Genomic DNA, 12,557 nt, shown 5'->3' on the forward strand with positions numbered 1-12,557 from the left:
ACCCCGTCGCTTCCCTTCGTAGGCAGGCCCGGTGTTGCCCCGCCATTCTCGCCTTCCGCGCGCCTTGATGAGTAAGGGGTCCGGTGTCATCGGTCGGCCTCTCGGGCCCTCGCCGGCCGGTCCGCCGCGCGGACCGTGTCACAGAATCCCGCCCTGCCTCGTCCCGTGCGTAAAACCCTTTGCAGGACGGCCCTTTGAGGGGCCCTCAGGACTTGGGATCGGGAATCGGGGATCGGGAATCGGGAAGGGGAACGTCATGCGCGTGTTCGTGGCAGGCGGGAGTGGGGCCATCGGCCGACGCCTTGTACCGCTGCTCGTGGCGCGAGGGCACGAGGTGACGGCGACGACGACGAACGCCGCGAAGCTCGGGCTCCTCAGGGAACTGGGCGCCCAAGGCGTCGTCATGGACGGACTCGACGCGTCCTCGGTCGGCCAGTCCGTCGCCGAGGCATCCCCCGATGTGATCGTCCATCAGATGACGTCGATCGCCGGCAAGGCGGACATCAAGCACATGGACCGCTGGTTCGCCACCACGAACCGGCTGCGCGTCGAGGGCACGGACCATCTGCTGGCCGCCGCCGAGGCCGTCGGCGTGGAGCGGGTCGTCGCGCAGGGCTACGCGAGCTGGAACGGGCTGCGCTCGGGCGGCTGGGTGAAGACCGAGGAGGATCCGCTCGACCCGATGACGGGGACGGTGGCGGAACCCGGCATGAGGTCGATCCAGTACGTCCACGACGCGGTCACCGGGGCCGGCGGGGCGGTCCTGCGATACGGCTCGTTCTACGGGCCCGGCGCCACCGACGACACGGTCGCGCTGATCCGCAAACGGCGGTTCCCGCTCGTCGGCCGCGGCACGGGCCACACCTCGTGGATCCACCTCGACGACGCGGCCGGCGCCACGGTCCTCGCCGTCGAGCAGCGGGTGCGCGGCGTGTTCAACATCGTCGACGACGACCCCGCACCCGCGAGCGCCTGGCTCCCGCACCTGGCCGCCTGCGCGGGCGCGAAGCCGCCGCTGCGGGTCCCGGTCTGGCTGGCCCGGCTCGCCGCCGGGGACGTCGCGGTGGCGATGATGACGCAGGGCCGCGGCTTCTCCAACGCGAAGGCGAAGCGGGAGCTCGGCTGGGAGCTGCGGTACCCGTCGTGGCGAGAGGGGTTCAGGACTGCGGGCTCCCACACCTAAGCCTCCGAGCGTCAGCGGGTCAGAGGAAGCGGGAGCTGGACACCGGGCCCGCGGACGACAACCCCGCACGGCTGCCCCGCAGCCAGGAGTCACGTACGGCGGACACGAAGTCGGTGAGCTTCTCGACCGGGTCGGCGGGCGTCGCACCGTCCCCGTCGACAAGGCGGCCGTCGGCGGCCAGGATGTCCGCGGCGACCTCCTCCTCCGGCCTGTCGTCCGGCGCGCCGAGCTCGACGTCGCCGTCCTCGCCGACACGCATCTGCGCGTCCCACGGCGCGGTCGCCGACTGGTGCAGCAAGGTGATGCTGTCGGCGGCGACGACCGGCGGATCGGTCCAGTTGCTCGCGTGCTCGTGCAGTACCTGCCCCGGCGCCCGTTCGACGAGCTGCCCGAGGATCTCGGGCCCGTGCGCGGTGCCGGCGACGTCGTTCAGGTCGTACGCCACGACGACCGTGTTCTCGCGGCGGGACGCGAAGGGCTGCGCGGGCAGATCCAGAAGCCGGGCCGCCGCGAGCCCCAGGATGCGGCTGCCCCGGTCGGGCAGCAGGGACACCGAGGTGGGGTGCACCCCGGCAGCGTCGATCACCGCCCTCAGCCGCACCAGCCCGGCCAGGCACTGGTCATGGTTGTCCTGCACCAGGGCGAACCGCCCATTCATCCCCGCGTCGAACCCGTACGGGGAGAGAGTGGTGAGCACGGTGCCGCCCATGACGTACTGCCACCCCCGCAGATCGGTCGCGTCGAGCGCGCTCACCCGCCCGGCCCCGGTGGCCCGCTCCAGCATCGCGCGCTGGCGATCCCGGGCGGGCTGCCACTGCGGGTCCTGCGGATCGGGCAGCAGCGCGTGATGACGGTCGGCCAGGGCGAGGTCGCCGGCCATGATGGCGTTGAAGATCAGCAGGTAGCGGTCCGGCCAGTCGGCGAGCCCGCCCTCGTGCGCGGCGAGCAGGTCAACGGCCTCACGGTGCCGCCCCTCGCGCTCGTACGCCGAGACGAGTTCCCGCATGATCGGCGCGGAGTCCGGCGACTGGCGCAGCGCCTGGCGCAGGGCGGGTATCGCCAAGTAGGGCACGCCACGCTCGATGCAGGCGTACCCGAAGTCGTAGAGCGCGCGGGCCGTTTCGGGACGGGCGGCCAGTGCCTCGGAAGCGGCCCGCAGATCCTCGAAGCCGGCACTCCCGGCGGCCCGGCCGACCACGAGGGCGACTTCGCCGAGCGGCAGCTCTTCGACGCCGTGCCGCAACTGGCGCAGGGCCCCTGGCACATCCCCCTCATCGAGTGCCTGCCAGGCCTGGAGGAGTGCGGGGGTCTTCGGTCGGCGATTCCTGCGCGAGAACATGCCGTGGATCTTCACCGATGATCCCAGTACCGCTCAACCGCATTACGCGAGTGAGTGCAGGTGCTTCGAGACCGGCAGGCCCGATTCTCCAGAACGGTGGCCGCTCCCGCACCCACGGTCGCGAACGCCCGTCAAGCTCTCGGGTCCCTCCAGAGATGACGCTCGTCCAGGGTCCCGAACCGCACATGCCCGGCTGCGAGGTCGACGAGGACGGGCCAGCAGTCCAACAGTTGCTCTCGCGCATCACGCGAGGCGAGGTATTGCACAGAGTTGTACGGAACGATCAGGAGCCCGCCGCTCTCACGGACCCGCTGCGCATCGATGGCGAGAGGCGGCTCATCGTCCCGCCGCCTGCCCGCGAGAAACGCCGCCGCCCGTTGCAGGGCTTCGCTGTGCTCGATCATCCGTCCCCGGTCCGTCGACTCAAGGGGGCACCCTAACCCGCCCTGAGCTTCGGCACGTTGGCGACCTGGGCGCACCGCCGGACTCAGAACGGTCCGAGCACGACCGGGCATACGCTCAGGCGCCGATGGTTGCCTCCTGTCGACAGGCGACGGAACAAGGCCGTCGCACTAATCAAGCTGGCTCCAACTCGGCGAAGGCCCGTACCGCGGTTTGAACGGGACGGGCCGGCCCGTGATTCCGTCCAGCAGCACGCGGTCGCCCACGGGACGGGCCAATTCCACCGTGACCTGTTCCAACTTGCCCTGCGCCGTGCACAGACCACGGTCCTTGGCGTCGTCCTCGACCGAGGCGGTCAGCACCACGCTGCCGGACGTCTCCCGTACGTCGACGAGGGGGCCGTCGTCACAGACCCCGTGCAGGGCGACCACGGTCACCGAGCGCCCGTCCGCGGAGATCCGGGTCAGTCGGTCGAGGGGGAGGCCCGGGACGTCGACAGCCCTTCGGATCGGGGGACGAGGGAGTGCGGATGCGACGGCGGCGGACTGCTTGAGCGGGGTGTCGTAACCGTCCAGTGTGAACAGCCACCCCGGAACCATCGCCGGCCCGCGGCTGGTCGCGATCTTCATCTGCCCCAGTTCGGCGCCGGTCACGGTGAGGCCGTACGACCCGTCGGCGCCGCCACGGTCCCGCGCCAGGGCCCGGTAGGACGCGTCGGCCGACCGCAGCGGCCTGGTGAGCGTCCCGCCCCCGGCCCACGTCACCCGCCCGCTCTTCGGCCGGGCGGCAGGCAAAGCCCCCTTCAGCGCGAACTTCCCGTCCGCGTAAGCCTGTTGGTCCCGCTCGCCGCGCAGGCCACCCCGCGGCGGCTGGATCACGTCGCCCATCGGGTGGTACCCGGCGCGCCACGCCGCAGCCGCCGCGGACCCGTCCCACGCCGCGGCTACCCTCCGCGCGCGGTCGGCCGGGGTCTGTGTGCCGGCCCCGCTCCCCCGCTGTTGGCTGCCACAACCGGTGACGGCCGCGAGAGCGACGACCGTCAGCATTGCCCCAACACGCAGGCAGGCAGCGCGCGATGGCCCACCCGGCAGGGGGGCTCCCGAGGGGACCGCGACGATGTCCGGCTGATCGACCATGTACCTGTGACGCCACCCGCTCAGGAAACGTTCACGGAAGCGGCCGCGTGCCCGCGTTCACGGCCGGCACCTGCCGTGCGGATCCACGCGGGCTGCACCACCGCGAGGACCAGGCACACCAAGGACATCACGCTCCACAAACCCGTCGGCCCCGCGCGCTCCAGCAATTGCGTGCCGGTGATCGGGGCGACGATTCCCGCGACGCCCCAACTCGTGCCGTAGGCGGCCAGATAGCGCCCCTTCCCGCCGGCCGGGGCCAGGGCGGCCACGATGGCGTACGCGCGGCCGACGAGGAGGAGGTCGCCCAGGCTCCACACCAGGGTTGCCGCGACGTGGACGGCAAGGTCGTGGGCGAGGGCGTATCCGGCGAGGCCGAGGGCCAGAAGGAGGTGGCCGCCGACGAAGGCGGCGGCGTCCGGGAGCTCGGCCAGGCGGCGCAGCCGCAGGAGTGGCTGTCCGGCGGCGATGACGAGGGCGGAGGCGGTGAACAGCAGTCCGGCGTCGGCGGGTTGGAGGCCACGCAGGCGCAGGGCGAGCGGCAGCATGGTCATGATCTGGAGGTGGACCACCGCCAGAAGCGTCCCTGCGGCGAGCATCAGCAGCAACGACCTGTCGCGCCAGGGTGCGGCGGCGAACGGCTGCCCGGGGTCGACAGCGGCCGCGGGCCGGCCGGCGGGAAGGACCAGGCGTACGGCCAGCGCGCAGAGCAGGCACGTCAGGGCGTCGGCCACGAAGAGCCAGTGCAGGTCCCAGCGCCCCAGACCGGCCGCCAGGAGTCCCGCGCCCATGTCGGCCACGGCCAGCGCCGCGTTCAACAGGCCGTACGCGCGCACGTGTTCACTCGGCGCCACGACCTCCGCGATCATCGCCTGGCTGGGCGGCTCGTAGATCTCGTAGACAAGTCCCAGCAGGACGGCGGACCATGCCGCCGCCGCGAGGCCGTCCGCGGCGGCGAGGCCCAGTTGCGCCAGCGCGCAACCGGTCAGCCCGATCACGATCGTGCGGCGCGGGCCCAGCCGGTCGGCCAGCCGCCCGCCGACGAGGCGCGAGGGAATCGCGGCCAGCCCGAACGCGGCGCTGATGTACCCGGCGACGCGGGCGTCCGCACCGAAGCTCGTCGTGATCAGCACGGTGAGGAAGGAGAGGGAGAACGCGCCCAGCCGGTTCACCGCCCGCGCCACGATCAGCAAGCGCACGGTACGCGGCAACGGCCGACTGCCCCGCCCGCCCTGCGCACACCTCACGAAGCCCCCTCGTCCGTGACCGACGAAACAGCTATCGTCGGTTGCGTACGCACGCTAGAGCCCCAAGGAGTGACCGGTCAAGTGATGTTCGATGGTCACGTGGTGACGCTGCTCGACGCTGCCGTCTCCCTCGTGAATACGCTGACCGACGGCGCCCGACAGGGCCGCCCCTACGCCGCTCCGCACGGCGACCAGCTCCCACCAGCGGTCCACGAGGCCCTGCCGCTCGCCTCGCAACGCGCCACGGTCGAGCCGGACCACGCCGCCTACCTCGCCGACGCGGCCCGCCAGATGCGGGCCGTGTTCGAGGCCGTGGACAGCGGCGACCTCGACCGGGCGGCCCAGACCGTGAACGCACTGCTGCGCACCACCGGCGCCCGCCCCCAGCTCGACCGCGTCGACGGCGAACCCTGGCAGCTCCACTTCCACGGATCCGACGACAGCCTCTCCGTCGGCTGGAGCGCCGGCTGCGCCACCGCCCTCGCCCTGGCGGTCGGCAGCGACCTGGCCGGACGCCTCGGCGTCTGCACGGCCTCGAACTGCGACCGGGTGTACGTCGACAACTCCCGCAACGCCGTACGCCACTTCTGCTCCGACGCCTGCCGAAGCCGGATCAAGGCAGCCGCCTTCCGGGCACGCAAGGCCGCCCGATGCTGAGGTCTCAGCGACGCGTCGCCACGACCAGCCGGCACCGCGGCGAACCGTCCGGCCGCTCCCCCAGCTCCGGCAGCGCCCGCAACGTCACGTCGAAGCCCGTACGGCCCAACTCCCTTCGCACGTCGGACAGTTTGAAGGGGCGGTAGTACATGACGAACGGCGGACGCCACACCGCGTTGCGCACCCGCATCACCCCGTCGAAGCCGAGCATCGCCCAGTAGCCGCGGGAGCCGGGGCGGGCGGGCGCCGGCAGGGGGAACGCGAACTGACCCCCCGGGCGCAGGACTTGGTGGACCTGGGAGAACAACTCCCCGTACTGGCCCGGCACGAAGTGGCCGAACGCCCCGAAGCTGACGACGAGGTCGAAGGCCGGGGCGAAGGGGAGCGCCAGCGCGTCGGCGCGGACGTACGAGGCCGTGGGCTCCTCGCCGCGCGCGACCTGGAGCATGCCCACACTGAAGTCGACCCCCACCGTCCGCCCGGTGCACACCTCGCGCAGCACCCCGAGCCCCGCCCCGGTGCCGCAGCACAGGTCGAGCCCGTTCTCGTACGGGCCCGACGAGCGAAGGGTGCGTGCGACCGGGTCGAGGACGATGTCGGGGGTGCGGAAGGGCGTCTGGTCGAACTTCGGGGCGAGCAGGTCGTAGCCGCGCTCGACGGATGACAGCGCCTGAACGGCCAGTTCGCGGAGGGTGGGCCCCTGGGGTGTGAACATGGCGGCTCAGCATAGGTCGACCACCCGCCGAAAACCGCTCTTGCCGCGCACCCCGGGTCCGGTGGTACAGTCGGCTCAGCACTTGTGTACGCCCGATCCGAGGCGCCGGTGCCGGTTCCATCTCTTCAGCGCGTGAGCGCTCATCGTTTCGATCAGCCTTTCAGCGCGCATCATCCCTGGTCAGCAGGTTCTGAACGGGTTCTCCCCCGCCCCTGCACGGCCAGTTCTCTCCCGGCCTCGGGCGTGATGTTCCTCAGGACCCTCAGGACCCTCAGGACTCCGCCCTTCGCTCCGCCGGATCCCACCCCCTCCCCTCTGCCCTTTCTGCCTTCTCTGCCCGCGGACGGATCGACGTCCGCGAAAGGACCTGTGATCACCATGACCACCACACTCGAAGCCCCGCAGCGGCCCGGCGCCGCCTCCGCGGCGAAGGTTCCCGTTCCCGTCGCCGGTGTCCTCGACATCAGCTCGAACGGACACGGGTTCCTGCGCGCCCCCGACCTGACACCCACGTCCCACGACGTGCAGGTCCCCTCCTCCCTCATCCGTCAACTCGGCCTGCGCAAGGGCGACTTCGTGACCGGACTGTGCGGCAAGCCGCACACGCTCGGCCACGTCGAGACCGTCGGCGGCCTGCCCGCCGCGGCCCTTCGCACCCGTCCGCGCTTCGCCGACCTCACCCCGCTCCACCCCGCCGAACGCCTGCGCCTCGAAGGGGCCTCAGGGCTCGCCGGCCGGGTCGTCGACCTGGTCGCGCCCGTCGGCAAGGGGCAGCGCGGACTGATCGTCGCGCCGCCGAAGACCGGCAAGACCGTGCTGCTCCAGCAGATCGCCGCCGCCGTCGCGACCAACCACCCGGAGGCGCACCTCATGGTCGTACTCCTCGACGAGCGGCCCGAGGAGGTCACCGACATGCGGCGCTCCGTGCGCGGCGAGGTGTACGCGTCGACGTTCGACCGCCCCGCCAAGGCGCACATCGCGCTCGCCGAACTCGCCGTGGAGCGCGCCAAGCGCCTCGTCGAACAGGGCCGCGACGTGGTGATCCTGCTCGACTCGCTGACCCGGCTGTGCCGCGCCCACAACAACGCGGCGTCGTCCGGCGGGCGCACCCTGTCCGGCGGCGTGGACGCGGCCGCCGTGCTCGGCCCGAAGCAGTTGTTCGGCGCGGCCCGCAACACCGAGGAGGCCGGCTCGCTGACCATCCTCGCGACCGCGCTGGTCGACACGGGATCGCGCGCCGACGACTACTTCTTCGAGGAGCTCAAGAGCACCGGCAACATGGAACTGCGCCTCGACCGCACGCTCTCCGACCGCCGCGTCTTCCCGGCCGTCGACATCACCCCTTCCGGCACGCGCCGCGAGGAACTCCTCGTGCCCGCCGACGAGTTGGCGGTCGTCCGCGGACTGCGCCGGGCCCTCCAGGGGCGCGACGGGCAGTCGTCGTACGAGGCACTGCTCGACAAGCTGCGCCGGAGCCCGGACAACGCGGCGTTCCTGCGCCAGGTCCATCGGACGGTACCCGGCACGTGATCCCGGCCCCGGATGCGTAATACTCGAACCATGACCCCGAGCATTACGCACCCCGGTGCGAAGCCGACCGTGACGGTCCGGCGGGCCACCGCACGCGACGCCAGGCGTCTCACCCGCCTCGTGCGCGGCTCCCGCGCCTACGAAGGCCCGTACGCGGCGATGGTCGCCGACTACCGGGTGGGCCCCGACTACATCGACGCGCACCGCGTCTTCGTGGCGGTCGACGAGGCCGACGACCGGGTCCTCGGGTTCTACGCGCTGGTGCTCGCGCCGCCGGAGCTGGACCTGATGTTCGTCGCGGACTCCGCTCAGGGCCTCGGCATCGGGCGGCTGCTCATCGCGCACATGCACACCGAGGCGCGGGCCGCCGGGCTCGACCACGTCCGCGTCGTCTCGCACCCGCCCGCCGAGGGCTTCTACCGCAGCATGGGCGCGCGCCGCACCGGCACGGTCCTCGCGCGCCCGCCGGCCGTGGCCTGGGACCGGCCCGAACTCGAATTCACCGTTCCACCCGCCGCCTGAGGTCTTCCGCCCTCGCCTCGCACGGCGCACACTCGGGGACGTCGGAATGGGGCAAGGAGGCCACATTGGGCAGCGACCAGGTGCGCTCGGACGGGTTCGACGTGATCGTGGAGATCCCGCAGGGGTCGAGGAACAAGTACGAGATGGACCACGAACTCGGCCGGATCCGGCTCGACCGGATGCTCTTCACCTCGACCCAGTACCCCGCCGACTACGGCTACATCGACGGCACGCTCGGCGGTGACGGCGACCCGCTGGACGCGCTCGTGCTGACCGGCGACGCGACGTTTCCCGGCTGCACCATCGAGTGCCGGGCGATCGGCATGTTCGTGATGAGCGACGAGAAGGGCCCGGACGAGAAGATCCTGTGCGTGCCCGCGCACGACCCGCGGCACGCGACGGTCCAGGACATCGAGGACATCCCCGAGTTCGACCGCCTGGAGATCACGCACTTCTTCGAGGTCTACAAGGACCTGGAGCCCGGCAAGTCGGTGGACGGCTCTCACTGGGAGGGCCGCGAGAAGGCGTACGAGGAGATCAGGCGGGCGCGCGGGCGCCGGTCCTGAGCGCCGGTCACGTCCCCACGGCGTCGACCAGTTCCCCGATCTCCGCGTCCACGAGCCGGTAGCGCACCACACGCCCCGTCTTCTCCCCCGCCACGACCCCGGCCGCCCGCAGCAGCCGCAGCGCCTGCGAGACGGCCGCGCCGTTCATCCCGGAGGCCACCGCCAGGTCGGACACGGCCAGCGGACCGACCCGGCGCAGCGCGAGCAGCAGGGCGAGCCGGTGCGGGTCGGCGAGCAGCGAGAAGCGCTCCGCCCACTCGCGTACCCGCGCCACGTCCCCGATGGCCTCGACGGCGTCGCAGACCCGGTGCCCGTCGATGGTGCGGTGATCGGCCCGCTCGGCCGGAACGAGATGCATGGCCGGATTCTCTCAACACCCGTACCGCCCACCGCCACCCGGGCCGCGATGTGATCTTGCATACCTGCACAGGTGTGCAGCTATGCAGCCACGTGCCGGCCCCCCTAAGGTGAACGGGCCGTGGTGCTCGGGAAGACCGGTGACAACCCCTCAGGGGCCAAGTCCGGAGCGGCCCTCGCCACTGTGATCGGGTTCCGGACCGCAGGTCCGGAGCGCACCGTGCCAGTACGCCACTGGTGGCCGCAAGGCCGCTGGGAAGGCAGGCGCGGCGGCGCACGCCCGTAAGCCAGGAGACCGGCCACGGCATCTCACGAAGTGATCCACGAGGTGCTGGAGCGTGATCGACGTATGACCCTGCCCGCGAACTCCCCTGCGCGGCCCACCGAACCGACCACAGCCTTCCGCTGGCGGCGCGAGGACACCCTGCGCACCGCGGGGCTGATGGCGGTGATCCTGGCCCTGCACGTCGTCGCGTTCGGCGTGCTGTTCCTGCTGGTCGTCCCGAACCACTACGAAGTCGACAACAAGGCCTTCGGCATCGGCCTGGGCATCACCGCCTACACCCTCGGCATGCGGCACGCCTTCGACGCCGACCACATCGCCGCGATCGACAACACCACCCGCAAGCTGATGGCCGACGGAAAGCGTCCGGTCTCGGTCGGCTTCTGGTTCGCGCTCGGCCACTCCAGTGTGGTCGTCGTGCTGGCCGCGCTGATCGCCGGCGGCACCGCGCTCGCCGGGACGCTGATGAACGACGGTTCGCGCACGCACCAGGTGCTCGGCGTCGTCGGCACGACGTTCTCCGGCTCGTTCCTGTATCTCATCGCCGCCCTCAACCTCGTCGCCCTGCTGGGCATCCTCAAGGTGTTCCGGGCGATGCGCGAAGGCTCGTACAACGAGGTGGAGCTCGAACAGCACCTGGATTCCCGGGGGTTCATGAACCGCGTCCTCGGCCGCTTCACCAAGTCGATCACCCGGCCGGGCCAGATGTTCCCGCTGGGCTTCCTGTTCGGCCTCGGCTTCGACACGGCGACCGAGGTGACGCTGATGGTGATGGCTGGCAGCGGCGCCGCGGCCGGGCTGCCCTGGTACGCGATCCTGTGCCTGCCGCTGCTCTTCGCCGCGGGCATGAGCCTGTTCGACACGCTCGACGGCACGTTCATGAACTTCGCGTACCAGTGGGCGTTCTCCAACCCGGTGCGCAAGGTGTTCTACAACCTCACCATCACCGGTCTGTCGATCGCGGTCGCGTTCTTCATCGGCACGATCGAACTCGTCGGCGTGCTCCACGACAAGCTCGACCTGTCGGACGCGGTGACGAGCTGGATCGCCGGGCTCGATCTCGACAACGTCGGCTACGTCATCGTCGGCCTGTTCGTCGTGGTGTGGGCGGCGGCGATCGGCTACTGGCGTCTGGCCAAGGTCGAACAGCGCTGGTCCGCGCGGGTGGCCGACGGCGCGTAGCGGCAGCCGCCGGGTGGTGGCGTGAGCGCGTCGCATAGCGTGCACGTCACCACGCCGTCCCCGCATGGAGGATCGTCAATGAGCGCCGCCCGCCTGCCACTTGAGGGCATCACCGTCGTCAGCCTGGAGCAGGCGGTCGCCGCGCCGTTCGCCACCCGCCAGCTCGCCGACCTCGGGGCCCGGGTCATCAAGGTGGAGCGGCCGGGCACCGGTGACTTCGCGCGCGGCTACGACGAGACGGTGCACGGGCAGTCCAGCCACTTCGTGTGGCTGAACCGCTCCAAGGAGTCGGTGACCCTCGACGTCAAGACGCCCGGCGGGCGCGAGGTCCTCGCGCGGCTGCTCACGGACGCCGACGTGTTCGTGCAGAACCTGGCCCCGGGCGCGGCGGCCCGACTCGGCTTGTCCGCCGCGGAGTTGGCGCGCGCACACCCGTCGCTCATCGTCTGCGACATCTCCGGCTACGGCGCCGACGGGCCCTGGGCCGACCGCAAGGCCTACGACCTGCTGGTGCAGTGCGAGACGGGCGTCGTGTCCGTGACCGGCACACCCGAGGCCCCGGCCAAGGTGGGCATCGCGATCGCCGACATCGCGGCCGGCATGTACGCCTTCACCGGCATCCTCACGGCGCTCTACGAACGGCGGGCGACCGGCACCGCACGCGCCGTGGAGGTGTCGCTCTTCGAGGCGCTCGCGGAGTGGATGGGCTATCCGGCGTACTACACGGCCCACTCGGGCAGCCAGCCGCAGCGGGTCGGCGCCGCGCACGCGACGATCGCCCCGTACGGGCCCTATGACGCGGCGGACGGGAAGACCGTGCTCCTGGCGATCCAGAACGAGCGCGAATGGGCGTCGTTCTGCGCGGAGTTCCTCGACGACGCCTCGCTCGCGACGGACCCGCGCTTCCACCGCAACTCGGCGCGCGTCGCCCGTCGCGCGGAACTGGACGCGATCGTCGCCGCCCGGTTCGCGGAGCTCGACGCGGCCGAGGCGGTCGCCCTCCTGGAGCGCGCGAAGGTCGCCAACGCCCGCCTCAACACGGTCACCGACTTCCTCGCCCACCCGGTCCTCGCGGGCCGCGACCGCTGGCGCGACGTGGCCACGCCGGGCGGCCCGATCCGCGCGCTGCTGCCCCCGGCGGTCCTCGCGGGCGTGGAGCCCCGGATGGATGCGGTGCCCGGGGTGGGCGAGCACACGGAGTCCGTCCTGAAGGAGCTGGGGTACGAGCACTCGGCCATCACTCAGCTGCGCGAGGCGGGCGCCGTGTAGCTCCGCCCACGGCGAACAAGGGACGTTCGGCCCCCCGTCAGGGCCCCTTGGCCCCGCCCGCACGCCGTCCTTCCGCTGCCATCCTGCTGCGCAGAGCCTCCCGTGCCCTCGCCCTCCCGCCGGCGCATGGTCGAGGCAGTCGGGCCCGTCGGTCGTCGGAGGGGGAGCCTCG

13 protein-coding genes and 1 riboswitch are annotated in these 12,557 nt (G+C 71.8%); of the genes, 7 read left to right on the forward strand and 6 right to left on the reverse strand.

What is annotated here, in order from left to right:
- Window positions 1-256 precede the first annotated feature (256 nt).
- Window positions 257-1,183, forward strand: a complete 927-nt coding sequence (locus tag AB0L37_RS23200; RefSeq protein ID WP_365508524.1) for an NAD(P)-dependent oxidoreductase — start codon at window positions 257-259, stop codon at window positions 1,181-1,183.
- A gap of 19 nt (window positions 1,184-1,202) precedes the next feature.
- Here the strand turns inward: AB0L37_RS23200 and AB0L37_RS23205 are convergent, their stop codons facing one another.
- The 4 genes from AB0L37_RS23205 to AB0L37_RS23220 form a co-directional block, all read right to left on the reverse strand.
- On the reverse strand, window positions 1,203-2,522 hold the full coding sequence (locus AB0L37_RS23205; protein WP_365508757.1) for a hypothetical protein: 1,320 nt from the start codon (window positions 2,520-2,522) through the stop codon (window positions 1,203-1,205).
- A gap of 131 nt (window positions 2,523-2,653) precedes the next feature.
- Entirely contained in the window at window positions 2,654-2,926 is a 273-nt protein-coding gene (locus AB0L37_RS23210; RefSeq protein ID WP_365508527.1) for a YrhB domain-containing protein, read from the reverse strand.
- Between the two features lie 168 nt (window positions 2,927-3,094).
- Complete coding sequence (locus tag AB0L37_RS23215) at window positions 3,095-3,811, reverse strand: hypothetical protein (protein WP_365508530.1); 717 nt, start codon at window positions 3,809-3,811, stop codon at window positions 3,095-3,097.
- Window positions 3,812-4,080: 269 nt separating this feature from the next.
- Window positions 4,081-5,256 carry an MFS transporter gene (locus tag AB0L37_RS23220; RefSeq protein WP_365508533.1) on the reverse strand — a complete coding sequence of 392 codons (1,176 nt, stop codon included), beginning with the start codon at window positions 5,254-5,256 and terminating at the stop codon, window positions 4,081-4,083.
- Between the two features lie 132 nt (window positions 5,257-5,388).
- On the opposite strand from AB0L37_RS23220, the gene AB0L37_RS23225 reads away from it, so the two are divergent.
- Window positions 5,389-5,961, forward strand: a complete 573-nt coding sequence (locus AB0L37_RS23225) for a CGNR zinc finger domain-containing protein (RefSeq protein ID WP_365508536.1) — start codon at window positions 5,389-5,391, stop codon at window positions 5,959-5,961.
- Window positions 5,962-5,965: 4 nt separating this feature from the next.
- Here the strand turns inward: AB0L37_RS23225 and AB0L37_RS23230 are convergent, their stop codons facing one another.
- Complete coding sequence (locus tag AB0L37_RS23230) at window positions 5,966-6,676, reverse strand: class I SAM-dependent methyltransferase (protein ID WP_365508538.1); 711 nt, start codon at window positions 6,674-6,676, stop codon at window positions 5,966-5,968.
- 378 nt (window positions 6,677-7,054) lie between these two features.
- Here AB0L37_RS23230 and rho point away from each other — a divergent pair, with 378 nt between their 5' ends.
- The 3 genes from rho to AB0L37_RS23245 all read left to right on the forward strand — a co-directional run bounded on the left by rho (window position 7,055) and on the right by AB0L37_RS23245 (window position 9,294).
- Window positions 7,055-8,206 carry a transcription termination factor Rho gene (gene rho, locus AB0L37_RS23235; protein WP_365508541.1) on the forward strand — a complete coding sequence of 384 codons (1,152 nt, stop codon included), beginning with the start codon at window positions 7,055-7,057 and terminating at the stop codon, window positions 8,204-8,206.
- Window positions 8,207-8,236: 30 nt separating this feature from the next.
- The gene (locus AB0L37_RS23240; RefSeq protein ID WP_365508544.1) at window positions 8,237-8,728 is read left to right on the forward strand and encodes a GNAT family N-acetyltransferase; all 492 of its coding nucleotides are present in this window, start codon (window positions 8,237-8,239) and stop codon (window positions 8,726-8,728) included.
- Window positions 8,729-8,793: 65 nt separating this feature from the next.
- On the forward strand, window positions 8,794-9,294 hold the full coding sequence (locus AB0L37_RS23245) for an inorganic diphosphatase (protein WP_365508547.1): 501 nt from the start codon (window positions 8,794-8,796) through the stop codon (window positions 9,292-9,294).
- Between the two features lie 7 nt (window positions 9,295-9,301).
- On the opposite strand, the gene AB0L37_RS23250 is transcribed toward AB0L37_RS23245, so the two are convergent.
- A complete protein-coding gene (locus AB0L37_RS23250; RefSeq protein ID WP_365508550.1) occupies window positions 9,302-9,652 on the reverse strand; it encodes a metalloregulator ArsR/SmtB family transcription factor in 351 nt (116 codons plus the stop codon).
- A 104-nt stretch (window positions 9,653-9,756) separates the two neighbouring features.
- Window positions 9,757-9,970: riboswitch (cobalamin riboswitch) on the forward strand.
- Window positions 9,971-10,000: 30 nt separating this feature from the next.
- Between AB0L37_RS23250 and AB0L37_RS23255 the strand changes: the two genes are divergently transcribed.
- Together AB0L37_RS23255 and AB0L37_RS23260 are read left to right on the forward strand one after the other, a co-directional pair.
- Window positions 10,001-11,116 carry a HoxN/HupN/NixA family nickel/cobalt transporter gene (locus AB0L37_RS23255; protein ID WP_365508553.1) on the forward strand — a complete coding sequence of 372 codons (1,116 nt, stop codon included), beginning with the start codon at window positions 10,001-10,003 and terminating at the stop codon, window positions 11,114-11,116.
- 78 nt (window positions 11,117-11,194) lie between these two features.
- The gene (locus AB0L37_RS23260; protein ID WP_365508556.1) at window positions 11,195-12,385 is read left to right on the forward strand and encodes a CaiB/BaiF CoA-transferase family protein; all 1,191 of its coding nucleotides are present in this window, start codon (window positions 11,195-11,197) and stop codon (window positions 12,383-12,385) included.
- Window positions 12,386-12,557 lie beyond the last annotated feature (172 nt).

Source organism: Streptomyces sp. NPDC052225, assembly GCF_040679615.1.
In the GTDB taxonomy this organism is placed as follows: Bacteria; Actinomycetota; Actinomycetes; order Streptomycetales; family Streptomycetaceae; genus Streptomyces.